Here is a 19,141-nt window from a genome sequence, read left to right on the forward strand (position 1 = left end):
GGATTGGAATAAGCCTTCATATGTGTGATTCTAAGGGTAAATTTTTGCAAGGAGCACGGTTTGGAAGATTCATCCCGCAATATTGTTTACGTAGACTCTGATCTATTTGATCTGGTATCCGTGCTCATAGAATCGCTTTCATCCGAACTTGTTGAGATTGTCAGTGGTTTTGATGATGGCGATTATTCTTTTATGCGTGAGAAGGTCCATTCCTCAAAAGGCGCAGCTCTGACATTCGGTTTTGGAGTTTATGCGGAGGAACTGGAAAATCTCAGGCAAGCCGTACTTGATCAGGACGATGCCCGCATACGGCAGAGTATAGATAAATTGAAGGCGCTTCTTGAAAGAGCTGTATTTTCTCCTGCCGGTTAGTCAGCACTTCGCTAAGTAATTTCCGCGTTTTCCGGGCAATCCCCGGAGCACCGCTTTCCCGCGGTCCGGCTACATTCATTCTTATTATCTTATTTGCTGCTATCCATGCGCGCACAGTCTCAACTGCATCAGGGCAATCCAGACATATTGCGGCTACGGGTCTGCCGTGCTTGCGGGCCAGCCTGATTGTCAGCGCAGTTCCTTTGGATTCGTTTTCACCGAGAATAACTAGGGTGCCGTCTGAATCAAGCACGTTCTTCTCGGTTCTTATCCAGTATTGCCAGCCAGCGGTTTCCTGCATGTTGTATCGGGTGGGAATGGGACCGTCTTCAGCTTTACGTCCCTTAGGGCACCAGCCCTTGTGGGGAATTCCCAGTTCAATAGCAGCATCCAAGGCACCCCGGTCCACCCCGGTTTGTCCGCCGGAAATAATGGTCAGTTCTTGGGGTAAACTGTCTGGTCCTTTATAAAATGAACAGCTTGCGGCATCGGATGTAGCACCGCATTTGGGACAGAATAGTTTTCTATAGGCAGGATATAGGCCCGCCTGCCTATTGAATGTGGCAAGCGGACCTGTGTAAGAGCATTTTTGGCAAGTGGCGTATTTCTTTATTCCGTATTCAGTTGGTACTTCCATAGAAGAGAAAATATCAGTTTTCAGGTAAAATAACAATCTGTACGTCTGGTGTTTGGGAGAGGCGGTCTAAATCAAGGCTGGTACTCAGTTCCGCAGTGATGAAGATGGTCCCCTTGAACCCTGATGAGACCCGGTTCCACAGGTCTGCAGGTGGGCAGTAATTGATTTTGCCCGGGCAGATTACCAGCAGGTTTTCCGTTGGCGGTTCGTCCTCTTTGCCCAGAACCATACAGGGGTCGGACATTATCAGGTCTTCTTGCAGCAAACCGTGAATGGTTTCTACCAGTCTTTTCTCATCAATGGGTTTGATAAGTGCCGCATCCCCTCCAGCCTGTTGACCTTCGGCCAGTGCACTGATGACGATTACCGGAATATGCCTTGTTGATGGGTCCTGACGCAGGACAGTGATTGCCTGTGCGCCATCCATGACCGGCATCTTAAGGTCCATGGTTATTAATTGTGGCATGCGTTTTTTTGCTGTTTCCACCGCTTCCTGTCCGTTGGTGACCGTTATGATGCGGTAGCCTTCTTCCTCAAGTACCTGTGAGAGGAATTCGTTCAGTGCCGGATCATCATCTGCAACCATGATCAATGGACTGTCCACGCTTCCGAGGTGGCCTTCCCTGAGAGCTGTTTTGGTGATGTGGGCCGGAATCTGGCTGTCTTCTTCCGGCGCACCAATGGCCAGAGTAAAGTGGAAAGAGCTTCCTTCTCCGAGTTTACTATCCACCCAGATACGACCTTTGTGGTGATCAACAATCTGCTTGCAGATGGGCAAGCCCAGTCCAGTCCCTTTGGGTTTACCGGTCAAGGTGTCCCCTGCCTGTTTGAATCGCTCAAATATTTTTTTCTGGTCTTCAGGTGAAATCCCGCTTCCCGTATCGCTGACGCTGACCATGATTTCATCCTCATGGGCCCTTGCGGTACAGGTGATGGAGCCGGAATCAGTGAATTTTACGGCATTTGATATGAGGTTGACCAGCACCTGCATGACACGGTCGCGGTCTCCATACATGGTGGGGATGTTCTCATCCACATCCACGACCATTTCCAGATCCTGCGGTTTCCAAAGAGGTGTGGTGGTTTGTACCGATGTTTCGATAACTTCAGCGATTTCAATAGGAACTTTTTTCCAGTCGATTTTTCCGGATTCCATTTTGGCGATATCCAGAACATCGTTGATCAGTTCGGTGAGCCGCTGGCCTTCTGAAACAATGATCCCGATATTATCCTGTACCTGATTGATGGCTCGTTCGGTCTTTTTGTCCGGGGCTTCACAGACCGGGAAGACTGATTTTTCCAGTTTTTTCTTAATGATTTTGGCAAATCCCAGAATGGAAGTCATGGGGGTGCGCAGTTCATGGGATACTGTGGAGATGAAGTCGGTCTTCAGGTTGTCGACTTCTTTTTCATAAGTGATGTCACGGACAAGTATGACAGCACCAAGGCAGACATTGGGGTTTTCTCCTTCATCCATTTTATGGATCGGTGTTGCCACAGCTTTACCGGTCCTTCGTCCAGAGAGTTCAATTTCCGAGGAATAGACTTCGTGTTCACAGCCTTTTACCAGCTCGAAAAGCGCAGTCATTTCTTCGGGGAAAAAAGTTTTGATGTCTTTGCCCCGCAGTTCGTTCTCAGTTACTCCGAAAAGGTCTCCCAGAGCCGGGTTGGTCACTGAGATTTTACCGTTAATATCAACAACCAGCAGGCCGTCTGCAAGGTTGTCCATAATGACTTCCATATAAGTCAGGGTGTCCTGCAACTCGCTGGTGGCGTTACCTACAGCCCGTTCGAGTCCTGAAATAAGGGTGGTCAGCTCTTCAGCCATGTTTTTCATGGTACCGGCAAGCAGCCCGATTTCATCTTTGGAAGTAATTTCAATCTCTGCAGTGAAATCGTGGTCAGAAAGTTTTTTTGCGTATTCTGTTAGCTGGTTGAGCGGTTCTGAGATGCGTTTGACCATCATATAAAGGATGAAAACACTTCCCCAGAAGATGAAAAACATAACTACCTGCAGCTTGGCAATGGCCGCCCAGACATATTTGTTGATAATCCCCTTATCCATACCCACATGAACATATCCGGCCATTCCGGCAAGGATGGGTTTGGTTATATCTATCACATCACCCATACCGGGAACTTCCATTTCGCGGATGGATATTGAGCTGGGATGGATGCTGGTTCCACTGAGAATTTCCGGGACTTCAGGCACAAAGGTATGCGATACTATATCTCCGTTTGAATCCTGTACGTAAACATATGCGGCCCCGTCACTGTCCTTGAATTGGTCGATCATGGATTGAATGGTGGAGGCATCCCTGTTGAGCAGGATTTCCACACTGGAACTGGCTATGCTGCTGGCAATGGCTTTGCCCTTGCTGACATATTCATCGACCATGTGGTTGTGCAGGGTCAGGGCAGACACAAGTGACATGGAAGTGGAGATTACCCCGAAAAGGATGAAGTTCAGGAGCAGAGTTTTCTGGAATATTTTAGACATTCTCATTTTCATTTGCTCCACCTCATCCAATCTTTAAGGGGTACGAATTTCCCGTCTGAAACGGTTGTGTAGTATACTTCATCAAGTCCCTGGTGCTTACCGCGTCCGAAATTAACATCTGTACCTATTCCTATGTCCAGATTACGGATGGACAGGGTGGCAGCATATATATTGCCTTCATATTGGGGCATGGAAACTCTTTCCAGAATTTTGGACATTACCTTGGCGTTCAGAAATCCTTCAAAGCTGATGAAGCTGTATTGCAGGGGAGTATAGCCCTTGGCGAATCCTTCCGGCGGCGGTGGATTTTTAGCCATGGCCTCGCGATATTCGCGGACAGCCGGAAGGCTTGTGTCTTCGTAGCTTGGAACTGTCTGGGAATTGATCAGGTTGCTGGTGTAATCCTTGCCTGTTTCGCGGTTCAGCCCATCCAGAAGTTCCAGCATGTTTTCACTGCCCACAAAAGAAAGATTGCAGATGGGAACGTTTATCCCGGCATCCCTTGCATCACGAACAAATGCTGCACAAGCTTCATAAGCTCCCACAGAAATTATCGCATCAGGCTTGCCTTTTTTGATTATTTCCACCTGCTCATGCATGGATTCGTTGAAAGATGCGCCGCGTCTGTATGTGGTTTCGGCAACTATACCCAAGTCTTTTTCTTTCAGTGCCTTCCTGATTCCGTCCCATCCGCTTCTGCCGTAAGCGTCAGCCTGATAGAATACAGCCACCCGGTGGCGTCCGATCATATAAAGGTTGTGGACCAACCCCCAAGTCTCCTGTCGGTAGGAAGCACGCAGGTTAAAAACATATTCATCGTAAGGAAATTCTCTTTGCGGCTGGGCTCCGGTAAAGGGGAAGAAGAGGTATTCCGGTTCATGGGAGTTGAAATGTTTGACGACTGGAAGTACGCGGGTGACTGTCGGGGTGCCCACGTAATCGAAAAGACAGTCAACCTCATCTTTTTCTACCAGCTTGATGGTGTTACGGATGGCAGGTTCGGGGTTATAGCCGTCATCCATGAATTTGATGACAACCTTACGCCCATCTATTCCGCCTTGAGAATTGATATGATTGAAGTAAGCAGTTGAACCCCGGTAGAGCTCGATTCCCAAGCCTTTACTGGGACCAGTGAAGGCTGCAGACATTCCAAGCAGGAATGTTTTTTGTTTTTTTGCGGCAGCTGAGGGGCAGAGCAGCAGGGAAGTCAGCAGGAGTAATACTAGCGTGGATAAGGCTTTGTACATACCGGAAACCCCGGGGGTTTTACAGCCGTACCCTCTTTGAAAAATCTGCTTGGAGGTCCGGCCTTAGTTCATGTTGCTACGAGGGATTTTGCAAAACCTCGTTGATACCGGACGGTCAAGGTCAATTGATTCCGCTCCGGTTTCAATGTCAGAAATTTTAGTGATGAACAGGTCTACCAGATCCTGATCCAATTTTCCTTCTGCAGCTTCAAGAGAAACAATTTTCAAGGCTCTTTCTTTGGGGGTCGCAGGTTTGTAATGCCGTTCCTGAGTAATGGCATCATAAATGTCCACAATGGCAAGGATTCTACTCTGGATCAGAATGTCATCAGCGAGAAGGCCTTCCGGATACCCGGAACCGTCCAGCCTTTCATGGTGCTGGCCGATAATGGTCAGTAGTTGTGAAAGGTCATCCTGAAAGGGGATGTGTTCAAGGATGCGTTTACTTTCAGCCGGGTGACGTTCAATTTCCATACGCTCTTCTGCTGTCAGGTTGCCACGGCGAACAGTTAAGCATTTCCGTTCATCAGGCTGGAGCATGTGAATGGTAGAGCCGTTAACCTTGAATTTTACTGTGCTGATGCTGTCTACAAAATCAAGGTCTTCCTGAGCAGGGCTTAAGGACTTGTTGATCTGTTTGATCCGTTTATAGTCAGTTTCCCATTCATGCATGTGATGAATTCCAAAGAGCTTCAAGCGCATGCCGATTACATCCACCATGGATTTCGGCAGACGGGTTTTCTTGGTCAGCACTTCTTCTTTGATACCGATTTTGCCGATATCATGAAGGATGCCGGAGTAGAAAATTTCCCTGAGGTGTTCATCGGAAAAATTGATGTGAGCAAATCTTGCTTTGTCCTGCGAGATCTGTCTGGCAAATGAAACCGCCAGATGGGCTACACGTTCGGAGTGACCTGCTGTGAAGGGGTCCCGTGCGTCGATTGCTTCGGCCAGTGCTTTTAGCAGGGCATCCATCAGTACTCGGATGGATTCAAAATTGTAGGCGTTACTGATGGAAATTCCAGCCACAGAGGAAAGGGTTCCCACATGTTTCAGATGGGCGGCATTGAATGCGTTCGGTGCGCATGAGGTCAGTACCAGTACCCCTTCACAAACATTAGGAGAGGGGATGGGCATAATCAACATGGAGCGGATATTGGGAGAGAGTTTTCCCCGGCAACGTTTGTCCTTACTGACATCGTTGATGATCTCGCCGCGCAGGCTGGAAATGATGTCTTTGAACAATGAGCATTCAACAAGCTTTTGGGATTCCTCCACTGAGAAATTTCCGAAGCTGTCAAAAATGGTGAAACCTTCTTCTTCGGGCAGATATACCGCGCCCATCTCAGCTGGCAGGGCAGATGTCTTGCATTCGTTGGTCAGGGCGGTGATTACATCCTTCAAGCGCAGGGAATTATTCAATTCTACAATTGAACGGTGCAGCAGGGCCAGTTCCCTGTATTTGGAAAGTGTTTCCTCTCCGATCAACCTTCTTGCGGTTTCGGATTCGATGTAATTCGCAATGGAAAAGGAAGTGAATTCCAGAACCGAATTGATGTGCTGCAGTTCCGGTTCGGAAAGATTTTCGCGGTTTTGGATGAATGCTCCGAGACAGAGGTTGTCTCCGGCAGGGTTTTTGACCGGACTCAGAATTGTTTCTTCAAAAGAATGACGGACAGGCTCGGCACAGAAAATGGGAATTCCGTCAATATAAACGCAAAGAACCGAACCCTCGGGAAGAAGCGGAAGCGCCTTTTGCAAGAACGATTTCAGCTTTTTGGGCTTGATGATCTTTTTTAACCGGATTTCCGGGTTCAGTCCTGCATTCATGGTTTTGCAATCAGTCCTCTATGTTAAGGATGGATTTCGCTACCTCTAAAATTTCGTCCGGGTCAAAAGGCTTGGTCATATAACGTTCCGCACCAAGTTCAAGCCCGTGTTTGCGGTCCGCCTCCTGGCCTTTGGCTGTAAGCAGGATGATTTTAACGGCAGAAAGTTCCGAATCTTCACGCACGGCCTGACATACTTCGTAGCCGTTCATGTACGGCATCATAATATCCAGAAAAACCAGTTCCGGGCGTTCTTCACGGATACAGTCCAGTCCCTCTTCTCCGTTTTCTGCAGTAAGCAGTTCGACCCCATAGTCGTCTTCCAGTTCTTCCAATGTCTGTTCAAGAAGCATCCTGATGTGGACTTCGTCGTCCACAACTAGAATCTTTCCGGCCATGAGTCCTCCCTCTTTGTTGCCAAATTGTGACCATATTTACATATTGTATTCAATGTCGGCAAGGGTTAGGTTCAGGAAAATAAAAATTAATTTGTTTATTGCTAATGTAGTGTATAATGTAGGAAAAAGTAGGGAAATACTCACTTGATGCAGTGGTGACCTTCTGGCGGAAATAATCTATTCTAAAATGTGTTTGCCAGTTCCTTTTTGGGGGCTGCATTAATTTATATCTGTAACAGAATTAGTTGTATGATTCAGTCCAAAGTTGATTCAAGATTTCTGGGAACGATTCAGGATACGTTCCACGGTTTGCCGCCCATGCCTGGGCCGGTAAAGATTTTTTTTATGTTTCTTGGCGCAGGTCTTTTGCTGCTTTTGATCGGTTATTGGCTTAAGAAATACGGTGCTAAAAAGTTTATTTTAGATTTATTGAAAAAAACTCCTTTGGAAATTCAGGGCGGAGGAGAAGATACAGAGGGTCGGAGCAGAGGGGCAAATGGAAATGCAAGCCGTAATGGTGGTCCTTGGAAGGTCTCAAGTGATCAGGATGTTCTCAATAAGCTGGTCATGAGCCGGATGCAGGTAGATGTTCTTGTAGAACGTTCCGGTCAACGTTCTCTGGCTGCAATTGTTAATGCTGCCGGAGTGGAAAGTCTTGATGTGGTTGTTACTTTTAAGGATTTGGTCAGCGATGAGCTTCTTGCTCCCGGTGCTCAGGTCAAATGCATTTTTCCCGAAATGATGCGGGATAAGAAAAAGGTAAATGCTTTTGTCGGGCTTGTTAAAAGCAAATCCGACAACAAGGGCATGGTTATAACTCGTCGCTCCTCCTTTGGCTTTATCAAACGCAGGGTCTTTGCACGACGTAAGGTTGCAGACCAGCGCTATATTAAGATTAAAATCTGGCGCCTTGAAGCCGAAGATTATGACGTAGATTTTATTCTAGATAATATTGAGCCGGATGTTCTCATCGATAACCGTAAATTTCAGACTCCCAATCCGTCTGTTGCGCAGGTTCTGGATATTTCGAAGGGCGGTATAGCCTTGACCGCCACCTTCAGGGAAGACGGAAATGTTATTTCGCGCAATGACAAGGTCCTTTTGTGCATGCTGATTTATCAGCCGGCGCGCAAGACCTTTCAGCCCCATTTAATATATGCGGAAGCCCGGGCGGCCCGTTCTATGGGCCGGGGAATGACCCGGCTTAGTTTTCAGTTTCTGCGCAGTTTGCAAATTCCTCCCCGCAAGCGCAGCACCTTGTTTAAAGGACAAGCGGTTATGGCTATGAGTCTGGCCCACCCTGAAAGAGATAGTTAGTTTATGAAAAAAATATTGCTTCTGGTTCTGTTTTTGGTCCTTGTTGCCTGTGAACGTTCTGTTTCGATAGAAGTTGAAGAAAGTGAGCTCTCTGGAATTTATCCCGAAAAGGTTGTCCTTGGCGCATCATTAGCTCTTGAAGGGCATGCCAGTTATTTGGGAACCCAGACTATCCATGGTGCTCTTGCTTATCTGAAGCATGTCAACGAGCAGGGCGGAATTCATGGACGGGAAATTGAAGTTATTGCCTACGATGATTCCTATGATCCCCCCAAGTGCTTGATCAACACTCAGAAGCTGCTCATTGAAGATAAGATTTTTGCCTTGTTCTGTTATGTGGGAACTCCCACCACGGTGGAGGTCTTGCCTTTGGTGGAGGATGCCCGCATTCCGTTACTGGGAATGTTTACCGGAGCGGACGCCCTGCGTAAGCCTTTCAACCGCTATGTGATCAACATCCGACCTTCGTATTACCAAGAAACCCGTGAAGCCGTACGCCATATGGTCGAGGACCTTGGAATCACCAGAATAGCAGTCTTTTATCAATATGATGCCTTTGGATTTGACGGTCTTACCGGGACTGAGCTGGCCTTGAAGGATTTTGGCCTTGAGCCGGTGGCGAGAGGGTCATACACCCGCGGGTCACTTGATGTCAGCGAGGGGGTTGAACGTATTAAGGATTCCGGAGCGCAGGCTGTGTTCATGATCGGAACCAGCGGACCATGCATCAAATTTATGGATAATTTGCAGAAGGAAGGAATCTCTCCGGTATATTACACGGTGTCATTCATGGGGGCGCGTGAATTTGCCCGGCACCTTAAGTCGGATAAGGAACTTGTGATTATGTCACAGGTGGTACCGCCTTTTGCTGATGACCGGGACCTCTCCAGTTCCGAGGCGGCCAGTTACATCGCACTACTTAAGCAATATTATCCCGAGGACACACCAAATCTTGTGGGGCTGGAAGGATTTTTCAATGCCCGTATCCTTGTGGAGGGGTTGCGGCGCAGCGGGCGGGATTTGAATCGTGAAGTTTTCATCAAGGCCATTGAGTCCATGGATAAATATGAAATCGCTCCCGGGATTACTGTTTCATACGGAGAACATGATCACCAGGGCATGGATAAGGTTTATTTTACCCGTTTTAAAAGCGGAAGGTTTGAGTTGATACGGGATTGGGCCGAATTGAAACAGGGGGCATTGAAATGAGAATGATTTCAATGCCGGAACTTGTTGAGCGTTTTTCAGGGCTTACCCTCAAGAATAAGATTTTTATTTCCACCCTCGGGGTTATTCTGATCATCAGCGCTATCATCGCTTTGCTGGCCCGCTGGATTCTTGTTTCATCGCTTACTAAGGAACTTGAACTGCGCGGTGTAGCAATTGCTTATTCTATTGCCGAGCGTGGGGCCGGGTACATTCTGGATAAAGATTATCCCCAGTTGCTCAGTCTCGCTTTTGAGGAGGCCAAGCTTCGCGAACGACAGCATTTGATCACCTACATATATATATTGGATAAAGACGGTAAGGTGCTTTGCCACACCTTTACCAAGCCTTTTCCCGGAAAACTGGCCCAAGCGAATCCTATCCCGGAAGGAGAGGATAAATCTTTACGGCTTATTGATCTGGGGAAAACTTCCGCTTACGACATTGCCGTACCCATCAAGGAAGGTTTGTACCGCATCGGGACAGTGCATGTGGGATTGAATAAGATTCATATTGATCAGCTTGTCTCCACTCTGCGCTTTACCTTTCTGGGATTTATTTCATTCGTAGTCATAATCATCTTTGTGATCAGTCACAGGTTGGCAAAGTATATCACCCAGCCGGTGAGTACCCTGACCCGGGTTTCAGATGAGCTTTCCAAAGGTAATTTTGACATCAGTCTGGATCTGCTGGCCGGAGGGTCAGATTGGAATCCGTCAGCATGTCCGGCCTATTACAATACGGATTTTCCCTGCTGGCATTTTGACTTGTCCACTAACGATGATAACCGCGAAGCGGGCGGTCGGGCGAACCGCCAGCAATGCCGCGACTGCCATTTCTATTACAAGCGTGACGGGGATGAGGTGGTTCAGCTTGGGGATAGTTTCCGCAATATGGTTTGGTCCATCAAGCTTTATCGACGCAAGCTGCGTGAATCAGAGGAAAAATACAAATCTTTGTTCGACAGCGGCCCTGACCCGGTTCTGGTCGTCTCCTGCGCTGACTTCACCATTATTGATGCCAACCCGCGTGTTACCGAGCTTTACGGTTATTCACGCAACGAACTTATCGGAGAGCAGTTTTTAAGGCTGGGACCGGAATCAAATGAGGAATGTATAAAGGCTTTTGAAGAATACGGAGGGCCTTCCGGTTGCATTTATTTTCCGAAGATCATCCACTACCGCAAAGGTGGAAGTCCGGTTTATGTGAATATGCATGCCTGTCCCATCACCTATAAGAGCCAGCCGTCCATTATCGTGGCGGTCAACGATATTACTGAGATTATCGAGAAGGATGCCCAGCTGGTGCAGGCAGCGAAAATGAAATCTCTCGGTGAGATGTCTGCCGGTGTGGCTCATGAAGTCAACCAGCCCCTTAACGCCATTAAGATGGGTAGTGAGTATCTTGCTCTTATGGCTGAACAGGGGCGGGACGTTCCAGCCAGCCAGTTGCAGGAAGTGGCCAAGGAGGTCAGCAATCAGGTGGACCGTGCTGCGGAGATCATCAGTGCCTTGCGTGCTTTTGGGCGTAAGTCCGGTTTCAAGACCGATAAAGTGGACATCAATGCCCCTATCCGCAGTGTTCTCGCCCTTGTTACCAAGCAGTTTGAATTGCAGAACATCTTTATCCGCCTGAATCTTACGGACGGATTAACCAAGGTTGTCGCTGAGGATAACCGTTTGCAGCAGGTGCTGTTCAACTTGGTGAACAATGCCCGTGACGCCATTGCCGAGAAACGGGAAAACCTTGGACTGGACAGCGAAGATTACATTAATATAGATACTTATGAAGGCGGAGAGCTGGTTTATGTGCGTGTTTCAGATACCGGGGCAGGTATTACCGAGGAAGTGCGTAACAAGATTTTTGAGCCGTTTTTCAGTACCAAAGAGGTAGGATATGGCATGGGCTTGGGCCTTGCCATCACCTATGGCATAGTCAGAGACTATAAAGGCAGCATTGATATTGTAAGTGAGCCCGGTAACGGAACTTCTTTTATAATCAGTTTTCCAGCTGCCCGGGATGAAAATTAGGTTTTTAAGTTTAATATAAAGTTATTCAGGGGTTGGGTGTGAGTAGAATTCTTGTAATTGATGATGAAAAAGCAACCTTGAACATGTTCAAGATGCTTTTGACCGCTTACGGTCATGAGGTCCTTACTGCCGAGAACGGTGAGGAAGGAATCAGTGTTTTTGATACCGAAAAGCCCGATCTGGTCATGACTGACATAAAAATGCCCGGCATGGACGGTTTGCAGGTGCTCGGGAAAATTAAATCCATTTCACCGGATTCCGAGGTCATCGTGATCACCGGACATGGTGATATGGACCTTGCGATCAAGGCGCTCAACCTTGATGCTACGGATTTCCTGAATAAGCCGGTCAGGCGTGAGGAGCTTGAAAAGGCCTTGCAGCTTTCGGCGGACAGGATTGAATTCGCCCGCAGCAGGCAGAGGGATATCAACCTGAACCTTGAAGATGATCTGGCGGTGATCAATGTAACCGGCAACCTTACTTCCAAATCAGAAGGGCTGTTGCTGGATGTTTTTGATGAAGCTCTTGCCACTGCCAAAGGTAATTTCCTGCTCGTCTTCGAAGAGAAATCTTCCATTAATGGAGCGGCATTGGATTCCCTGTTTAAGCTGGTGGAAAAGGCTCGCACCCGAGGCTGTGGGGTGCACATTGCCGGACTTTCCGAGAATTTCCGGTCCGTACTAGATTCCATGGGCATCACTCAGATGGCTTCTGTTTATGAGAATGAGCAGGAGGCGCGGGGGAGTTTGTAGCGCGGTAAATTATTTTCGCAAAGAAAAGCGGCCTTGAGTCATAGAACTCAGGCCGCTTTTTTGTTTGCTATATGATCGATCTTTAATTGTAAGATCTGTAAGTCTTCCGATTCCTACGCAACTGATATTTCTTCACAGCCGCATTGTGCTCTTTAAGCGATTTGCTGAAATAGTGCGAGCCGTCACCCTTGGCTACGAAGTAGAGGTAGGAGTGCTTTTCCGGGGTGATTGCTGCCTTGAGCGAGTCGAGGCCCGGTGAGCAGATGGGGCCGGGGGGCAGTCCCCGGTGTTGGTACGAGTTGTAGGGGTTGGATTTGTCGGTCAGGTGCTTTTTGCGCAGATTGCCGTCAAAGGTCTCCCCCAGACCGTATATGATGGTCGGATCACATTGCAGCAGGTAGCCTTTGTTGAGGCGGTTGGCGAAGACTCCGGCAATGGTTCGCCGTTCGCTGACATCCCCGGTTTCCTTTTCCACGAGGGAAGCAAGGATCACGGTCTTGTGGATTTCAGCAGGGGAAGGCAGCTTGCCGTCCCAAGCCTTATTTGCGGCCTTGCGGAACTCCTTGAGCATGTTTTCGACCATGACTTCTCCGGTTTCATTCTTAGGCCGGGTCAACAGGTAGGTTTCCGGGTAAAGGTAACCCTCGGCGTTCTTGGCCGGGATTTTATATTTTGCCAGCAGTGCCGGATCGGAGACTGCCTGCTTGAATGAAGCATAGTCAGTCAGTCCCGATTTGTCGGCTCTCTCTGCCGTTGCCCACCATGTTAACCCTTCGCGTACGGAAAATTTATGCAGAATGCCGGAAGTGGAGGTGATGGTCTCAAGGACTTGCGGGGCGGTCATATTGGACCAGAGGCTGAACTCGCCGGCCCGTACTTTTGAGGCCATGCCCTGTGCCTGTGCGTATTCACGGAACTGCTTAACGTCGGTAATCAGTCCGGCTTCGGCAAGGTCGCTGGCTACAGTCCACAGGGGCTGGCCCGGTTCAACGGTGAAAAGAATCTCACGTCCTTCCAGTTCTGGAGGGACATTGAGGAAGGTCCAGTTTTTATACATAAACCATCCTGCAACCAACATAAGCGCCATGCACCCGAAGGCGATAGCAGGCATCACATAGCGTAAAACTATGCTCGGGCGAGCCACGTTTCCAGAATTATTTTCGCTGCCTGGCTGTCCAGATTCTTCTTTCTTTTCCGGTCCCAAAGTCCGGCCTCCTTCATTTCGTCTTCCGCTGCAATTGAGCTCAGTCTTTCATCAACAAGATGAATGGGTAAATCAACTCTACGTTCCAGCGAGGCCGCAAAGTTGCGGACCTGCCGGGTGGTCAAAGTGTCTTCCCCGTCCAGAGATAAGGGAAGGCCGATGACAATGTCACCGACCTTCTCATTTTCTATAATTTCAAGCAACTCCGAGAACATGGCGTCGCGGGTGGTACGTTCCATCACTTTCAACGGAAAAGCGAATACTTTGTCCGGGTCAGTTATGGCTAGACCTACACGCTTAGTCCCGAAGTCAATGCCTAGTGCTTTCATATTAAATTAATACCAATTCATCCTGATGTTTGGCTTTTTCAAGTTCTTTCTTGAAATCCTTGCGCCATTTGGGGCCGCCGATGAGTTCCGCCATGTATTCCACTGTGTGGAGTACGCGGTTCTGCTTTTTCAGGTTGTCCATGTTGCGTTTGATACCAACCTTACAAGACGGGCAGCCGACCAGTACCGGTGTTTCCTTGCCGTGGCCCTGAAGATCGTTCTTGAGCTGTCCGCCCTTGCGGTCACGCAGCTTGTTGTAGATTTCAGGGCTGGTGATGGAACCGAGACCGGATTCACCGCAGCAACCGGGGGAGAGTGTTACATCAGCACCGAGCATGTCGGCAACTGCTTTGCGGTACATTTCCGGGGCCTTGTTCTTTTTCACATCGGTCCATTCAGTGTGGCAGGAAGCGTGGTAGATCACGTCACGTGCCGCATTGGCGGTGTTGAAATTGAGGTTGCCCGGATTCTGAAGCAGATACTGTACGGCATCACTACGCTGGATATCGTAACCCAATTCCTTGAATTCATAGGACTCAAGGGATTCGCGGCAGGTTCCGCAGGCAGTAATCAGGGTGGAAACCTTCATACCCGCAATGGAAGCCTTGGCGATGCGATACTGGATATCGCTGATATTACGGTGGCGGTTGGTGTTGTATGCTTCAACACAACCGCTGGCCAGCAGCGGATAACCGCAGCAGAGATGCTTGGCAGGCATGATCACATTCACGCCGGATTTGAGCAGCAGGTACAGGGTTGCCATACCAATGTCCTTGGAGAACAGGGACGCGCCGCAACCGGGGAAGTAGTAAACACTGTCAGGTGCCGGGATGTTCTGCAGGAACATGGAACCCTTGTCGAGATTAATGGTTTCGGACAGGTTCTTGAAATCCATGGCCGGGGTCTTGCTGTGCAGCATGGGCGATTCCATGCGTCTGCGCCAGTGACCGGGAACAAGGCCGATTGCCTTGGCCTGCAACCCTGCGGACAGGGACAGGAATTTGGCGGCCTTGGGCAGCCTGCTCTGCGGGTCTTTGGCTACAAAGCCGAGCACGGCATTCTTGATGGGATGTCCGCTGTCGCCCTTGTATTCGAGGAAAGAACGGATCTGAAGCGCAGCCCCTGCGGAATCAATCTTGATCGGGCAGACTGAGGTGCAGCGTCCGCAGGCGGTGCAGTGCTCCATGAGCTTCCTGAGTCGGGTCATGAGGTCCGGGGAGGGTTCACCGCGCTGGACCTGTGAGTAGTAAATGGCCTCAATGAGTGCACCAAGGGCGATGTTCTTGTTGCGAGGATGGTACATGAGCCCTTCTTCCGGGAAGAACATGGGGCAGACCTGTTTGCATTTTCCGCAACGGGTACAGGTCTGGATGTTCTGGAGTAGCTCCATCAGGTGTTCCTTATCCTTAATAGCAGTCTTGTTCAGGTCGTTGATGAGCCTGTTGAACGAGAATGTGTAAGCGGGAGAAGGAAGATTCCTGCGGGTCAGCTTGCCGGGGTTGAGGATATTGAGCGGGTCCACCTTGAGTTTGTATGCTTTGATGGCCTCGATCTTTTCCTCGGAAAGGTAATCGATCTTGGTGATGCCGATTCCGTGTTCACCGGAAACCTCACCTTTGAGTTCAAGGACTTTCTTGAACACATCGTCAACGGCTTCATGGGCGCTGTGCAGCATGTCCGGGTCGTTGGAGTTGACCGGGATGTTCACGTGACAGTTACCGTCACCTGCATGCATGTGGTTAGCGATAATGATGCGCTGTTCCTTGAGCTTTTTTAGGATCTTGTTGATTTTCGAATCCAGCTTGGGGAATTCGTCGCGCAGTTCCTGAAAGAGGTAGTGGACCTGTCCTTCAAGTTCCTGATCGCTCATATCCTTGCCGGTGATCTTGCCTTTGAGGATGTTGGTGGTCCTTTCAAGGGCCAGTTCAACTTTTGGTTCCTCAATGGGGAATCCTTGCAATTCCTTGATGGAGAGTAGGGAACGGCGATAGATTTTTGCAAGGTAGACGAGGTTCAGGTTTTCAAGGAAGTCCGAGAAATCCGGGATAACTTCGAGGGGGATAACGATATCTTCGTTGACCTTGAAGCCGGATGTGCGTTTTGCAATGGCGGAAAGCTTGTGGCGGTCTTCCCAGAAGAGTTCAGCTTCCTTTTCGTCGCGGGCAGCAAAGATGTCCACTCCGTCGTAGGGCTGGGCAATGGACAGGATGGTGTCCACTGCGCTTTGCAGGGCTGCGTCATCATCGGAGTCCAGCTGCAGGATGAGTACGGAAATGGGATCGCCTTCGTATTTTTCGGACTTAGCAACGTACTTAATGGCCTGTACGTACTTGGGACCGAATTCTTCCAGCGCGGAGATTTTTACAAGGTCGCCTTCCTCTCGGATGGTGTCACGCAGTGCAACAACATCTTTGATGACCAGCATGGCGTTACGCATGGAGCGGCCAAAGAATTCAAGGCAGAGCACGCGGGAGTTGCTCGGCTTGGGGTAGAGGGCGAAGCAGCATTCTGTGATGATGCCGTCGACACCTTCCTTCTGTACGCCGGGCAGTCCGCCGAGATATTTGTTGGTTACGTCCTTGCCGAGACCGGTGGTGCGGATTTCTTCGGCAGTCAGTTCGATAGTATCGATGAGACGGTCTTTGGAATCGTAAATTTCAAAAGTAGCGTCCTCGTTAGCGAAAATCTTGTGTCCGGGATGTCCCTTGCGGCGAACTTCAATGAGTTCTCCTTTGGGCATAACCATCTTGTAGCTGATGATATTATCGATGGTGCAACCATATTCAAAAGCAAAGGGGCCGCCGGAGTTTTCGGAAATGTTACCGCCAAGGGATGATCCGGCTTTGGATGCCGGGTCTACGGTAAAGAGCACGCCCTTCTTGTCTGCAGCCTTGATGGCATCGAGAGTGATAACCCCGGCCTGTGCACAAAGGGTCATGGAATCGGTATCCACGCTGAGGATTTTCTTGAAGCGGGCGAGGGAAAGAACTGCGGTGCGGTCAAGAGCCGGGATAGCGCCCCCGGTTGCCCCGGTTCCGCCGCCGCGGGGGATCAGGCCGAACTGCATTTCATTAGCAAGGCGCACAATTGCCCGGACCTGTTCGGTATCTTCAGGGAAGAGAACCGCGATGGGCAGTTCAATACGCAGGTCAGTGGCGTCTGTTGCCGATTGCACAACGGTGTGCGGATCAAGACCGATACAGTGTTCGGGCAGGATCTCTTTCATCTTTTCGATGAACCTGTCCCGGAATTCCATGTCCGCATCCTGCTTGAGCCAGAAATTCTCCACAGAGCGGGTCAAGCGCTGCGGATATTCGCCGGAAAGGGTCGGGCGGGCAAGGGTCAGGGTGCGGGATACGGATTTGCGGACCAGTTCCGGATCGATGAACGGGTTGTAACGCACAAGGAAAAGCTCAGCAGCGATGCTTTCCGCTAGGGTGCGCACATCTTCTGGCCATCCTTTAAATTCAAAGGGATCAAGGCCGAGTACACGCTGCAGAAGCGCTTCGGCTGGAATAGAAATATGAGGACCTAATTGAGGCATAATTGTCTTACCGTGAATTGTTGTTGTTTTACAGGGGGCAGAACACCCGCCTGTGAAGGAAAAAGGGAATATAGTGACCACTGTGCTTAAAATCAAGCAACTATTTTGCAAAAAAATGATTTTTATCAGCTTTTAATTTTAGGCTGAAATTATTAAATCCCTGAATTAATATGTAATATTTTTGGAAACAGAGGATTGAGAAATGCAAAATAGTTTTTATTTTTCCGGCATAAAATGTCTTTTGCGCCTGTGAGCGGGAGACTTATAAAAATGCGCCGGACTTCTTTAGATATAATGACGGCTGGGCCGATTGTAAAGGACTGTGTGCGGTTTATGCTTGACATAAAAGGTGTAAGTGAATGATTATTTCTGCCTCCATATTTCTCACATTTGATCGTTTCTTAAACTTCATTTCGAAATTCGTAATATAAATCTAAAAAATTAATTAATTTGAAAAAGAGAGGGTCTATTAATGATCGGTGACGATTTTGCAGAACTCAAACTTTTTATAACCGGCCCCATTCTTCTGCGCGAGGAAGTGCGTAAAGCAGGTCTTCTCCCCGAATTTGGACACCGGGATGCTGAGAATCCCAAGCGCTTTGAACCAATCATGCGCAATCTTAAAACTATTGCCGGAAACCCTGAAGGGTATACTCCTGTCATATTTAACGGTTCCGGAACCAATGTGCTTGAAGCTTCAATCCGCTCACTTGTTGCGGATTCCGACAAGGTGCTCAACGTTTCCGTCGGCGCATTCGGTGATCTCTATCACAAGCTGGCCGTGCTTAACGGCAAGAACGCTGTGCAGCTGAAATTTCCTTATGGTCAGGCTATCAGCTTGGAAAAATTGGAAAAAGCTCTCAAAGAGCACAAGCCCGATGTTGTTACTTTCACCCACAATGAAACTTCCACCGGGGTGATCAATGATGTGATTGCGGTTTGCGAAATGATCCGTGCCCATGGTGCAGCCCCGATCATTGATGCCGTTTCCATTTTCGGTGGTGCGCCCACATTAATAAATGAATGCAAGCCGCTTATGTATTGCACTTCCACCCAGAAATCTCTCGGCCTTCCTGCGGGATTCGGGATTGGTTTTGTGAGTGAGGAAGCTTTGGAGAAGGCTGAAACTGTCACTAACCGCGGTTATACCACTGATATTCTTGCTCAGGTCGGCAAGGCCAAGATCAACCAGACTTTGACTACTCCCAACGGCACTCTTGCCAATCAGATGTGCGTGCAGCTGGACTATATAGTTAATGATGAGAGCGTAGCGGGGCGCTTCAAGCGGCATGAAGATATGCGGGCCATTGCCCATAAGTGGGTAGAGTCTGTGGACGGCTACGAGCTGTTCGCGCAGGATGGTTACCGTTCTCCCAGTCTGACCACTTTTAAAACTCCTTCGCACATGACTATTGATAAACTTAAGGAAGTGAAGGAGCTAATGCGCGGCCACGGCTACCTATTTGATCCCGGCTACGGCAAGATCAACAAAGAGCTGGAAGAGCAGGGTGAATCCCCCATCTTCCGCGTGGGGCACATGGCTGACATTATGCCTGAGATGCTTGAAGAGTACCTTGCCGTGCTTGGTGGGGTGTTGAAGACGTTTAATTAAGTTCAGTTAGTCTTTGATTTTGAAGGCCCTGATCTGCGTGTGCAGGTCAGGGCTTTTTTTATTTTCAACGAAAAAGCGACATTTTTTGTGGTGGACACTCAGTTTTTCTTGCAAAAACAAAAATAATTTGTCAATTAAAACCGAGTAGTGGCTCAGTTTTAGGG

14 protein-coding genes are annotated in these 19,141 nt (G+C 48.9%); 6 read left to right on the top strand and 8 right to left on the bottom strand.

The window, feature by feature from the left end:
* Positions 1-60: 60 nt before the first annotated feature.
* Positions 61-372 (top strand): Hpt domain-containing protein, encoded by a 312-nt coding sequence (locus ACO05Z_RS05070; RefSeq protein ID WP_421901087.1) that lies wholly within the window; start codon positions 61-63, stop codon positions 370-372.
* Here the strand turns inward: ACO05Z_RS05070 and ACO05Z_RS05075 are convergent.
* From ACO05Z_RS05075 to ACO05Z_RS05095, 5 genes are all read right to left on the bottom strand, one after another.
* Positions 272-1,009 carry a putative molybdenum carrier protein gene (locus ACO05Z_RS05075; protein WP_421901088.1) on the bottom strand — a complete coding sequence of 246 codons (738 nt, stop codon included), beginning with the start codon at positions 1,007-1,009 and terminating at the stop codon, positions 272-274. The two genes, ACO05Z_RS05070 and ACO05Z_RS05075, sit on opposite strands and share 101 nt — an antisense overlap.
* Positions 1,010-1,022: 13 nt before the next feature.
* Positions 1,023-3,521, bottom strand: coding sequence for an ATP-binding protein (locus ACO05Z_RS05080; protein WP_421901089.1), 2,499 nt, complete (start codon positions 3,519-3,521; stop codon positions 1,023-1,025).
* Entirely contained in the window at positions 3,518-4,756 is a 1,239-nt protein-coding gene (locus tag ACO05Z_RS05085) for an ABC transporter substrate-binding protein (protein WP_421901090.1), read from the bottom strand. Before ACO05Z_RS05085 ends, ACO05Z_RS05080 begins: the two co-directional genes overlap by 4 nt.
* Positions 4,757-4,819: 63 nt before the next feature.
* Positions 4,820-6,586 carry an HD domain-containing phosphohydrolase gene (locus tag ACO05Z_RS05090; protein ID WP_421901091.1) on the bottom strand — a complete coding sequence of 589 codons (1,767 nt, stop codon included), beginning with the start codon at positions 6,584-6,586 and terminating at the stop codon, positions 4,820-4,822.
* A 10-nt stretch (positions 6,587-6,596) separates the two neighbouring features.
* A complete protein-coding gene (locus tag ACO05Z_RS05095) occupies positions 6,597-6,983 on the bottom strand; it encodes a response regulator transcription factor (protein WP_421901092.1) in 387 nt (128 codons plus the stop codon).
* Positions 6,984-7,232: 249 nt separating this feature from the next.
* Between ACO05Z_RS05095 and ACO05Z_RS05100 the strand changes: the two genes are divergently transcribed.
* From ACO05Z_RS05100 to ACO05Z_RS05115, 4 genes are read left to right on the top strand one after another with little or no spacing between them, the layout of a single operon-like run.
* Entirely contained in the window at positions 7,233-8,300 is a 1,068-nt protein-coding gene (locus ACO05Z_RS05100) for a hypothetical protein (protein ID WP_421901093.1), read from the top strand.
* A gap of 3 nt (positions 8,301-8,303) precedes the next feature.
* The gene (locus ACO05Z_RS05105; protein ID WP_421901094.1) at positions 8,304-9,509 is read left to right on the top strand and encodes an ABC transporter substrate-binding protein; all 1,206 of its coding nucleotides are present in this window, start codon (positions 8,304-8,306) and stop codon (positions 9,507-9,509) included.
* The gene (locus tag ACO05Z_RS05110; RefSeq protein WP_421901095.1) at positions 9,506-11,536 is read left to right on the top strand and encodes an ATP-binding protein; all 2,031 of its coding nucleotides are present in this window, start codon (positions 9,506-9,508) and stop codon (positions 11,534-11,536) included. The genes ACO05Z_RS05105 and ACO05Z_RS05110 overlap by 4 nt, the downstream gene beginning before the upstream one ends.
* Before the next feature lie 38 nt (positions 11,537-11,574).
* Positions 11,575-12,288, top strand: a complete 714-nt coding sequence (locus ACO05Z_RS05115; protein WP_421901096.1) for a response regulator — start codon at positions 11,575-11,577, stop codon at positions 12,286-12,288.
* A gap of 82 nt (positions 12,289-12,370) precedes the next feature.
* On the opposite strand, the gene mltG is transcribed toward ACO05Z_RS05115, so the two are convergent.
* From mltG to ACO05Z_RS05130, 3 genes are read right to left on the bottom strand one after another with little or no spacing between them, the layout of a single operon-like run.
* Complete coding sequence (gene mltG, locus ACO05Z_RS05120; RefSeq protein ID WP_421901097.1) at positions 12,371-13,399, bottom strand: endolytic transglycosylase MltG; 1,029 nt, start codon at positions 13,397-13,399, stop codon at positions 12,371-12,373.
* A gap of 14 nt (positions 13,400-13,413) precedes the next feature.
* The gene (gene ruvX, locus ACO05Z_RS05125; RefSeq protein ID WP_421901098.1) at positions 13,414-13,821 is read right to left on the bottom strand and encodes a Holliday junction resolvase RuvX; all 408 of its coding nucleotides are present in this window, start codon (positions 13,819-13,821) and stop codon (positions 13,414-13,416) included.
* Between the two features lies 1 nt (position 13,822).
* Positions 13,823-17,365 (bottom strand): FAD-binding and (Fe-S)-binding domain-containing protein, encoded by a 3,543-nt coding sequence (locus ACO05Z_RS05130; protein WP_421901099.1) that lies wholly within the window; start codon positions 17,363-17,365, stop codon positions 13,823-13,825.
* Between the two features lie 472 nt (positions 17,366-17,837).
* Between ACO05Z_RS05130 and ACO05Z_RS05135 the strand changes: the two genes are divergently transcribed.
* On the top strand, positions 17,838-18,977 hold the full coding sequence (locus ACO05Z_RS05135; protein ID WP_421901100.1) for a pyridoxal-phosphate-dependent aminotransferase family protein: 1,140 nt from the start codon (positions 17,838-17,840) through the stop codon (positions 18,975-18,977).
* Positions 18,978-19,141: the final 164 nt, after the last annotated feature.

Origin of the sequence: Maridesulfovibrio sp., assembly GCF_965230075.1 — a bacterium.
GTDB lineage: Bacteria > Desulfobacterota > Desulfovibrionia > Desulfovibrionales > Desulfovibrionaceae > Maridesulfovibrio.

What these genes read in the sequence shown, in the direction of transcription:
- ACO05Z_RS05075 (WP_421901088.1), bottom strand. Translation starts at nt 1,009, where the DNA reads ATGGAAGTACCAACTGAATACGGAATAAAGAAATACGCCACTTGCCAA.
- ACO05Z_RS05080 (WP_421901089.1), bottom strand. Translation starts at nt 3,521, where the DNA reads ATGAAAATGAGAATGTCTAAAATATTCCAGAAAACTCTGCTCCTGAAC.
- ACO05Z_RS05085 (WP_421901090.1), bottom strand. Translation starts at nt 4,756, where the DNA reads ATGTACAAAGCCTTATCCACGCTAGTATTACTCCTGCTGACTTCCCTG.
- ACO05Z_RS05090 (WP_421901091.1), bottom strand. Translation starts at nt 6,586, where the DNA reads ATGAATGCAGGACTGAACCCGGAAATCCGGTTAAAAAAGATCATCAAG.
- ACO05Z_RS05095 (WP_421901092.1), bottom strand. Translation starts at nt 6,983, where the DNA reads ATGGCCGGAAAGATTCTAGTTGTGGACGACGAAGTCCACATCAGGATG.
- ACO05Z_RS05100 (WP_421901093.1), top strand. Translation starts at nt 7,233, where the DNA reads ATGATTCAGTCCAAAGTTGATTCAAGATTTCTGGGAACGATTCAGGAT.
- ACO05Z_RS05105 (WP_421901094.1), top strand. Translation starts at nt 8,304, where the DNA reads ATGAAAAAAATATTGCTTCTGGTTCTGTTTTTGGTCCTTGTTGCCTGT.
- ACO05Z_RS05110 (WP_421901095.1), top strand. Translation starts at nt 9,506, where the DNA reads ATGAGAATGATTTCAATGCCGGAACTTGTTGAGCGTTTTTCAGGGCTT.
- mltG (WP_421901097.1), bottom strand. Translation starts at nt 13,399, where the DNA reads ATGCCTGCTATCGCCTTCGGGTGCATGGCGCTTATGTTGGTTGCAGGA.
- ruvX (WP_421901098.1), bottom strand. Translation starts at nt 13,821, where the DNA reads ATGAAAGCACTAGGCATTGACTTCGGGACTAAGCGTGTAGGTCTAGCC.
- ACO05Z_RS05130 (WP_421901099.1), bottom strand. Translation starts at nt 17,365, where the DNA reads ATGCCTCAATTAGGTCCTCATATTTCTATTCCAGCCGAAGCGCTTCTG.
- ACO05Z_RS05135 (WP_421901100.1), top strand. Translation starts at nt 17,838, where the DNA reads ATGATCGGTGACGATTTTGCAGAACTCAAACTTTTTATAACCGGCCCC.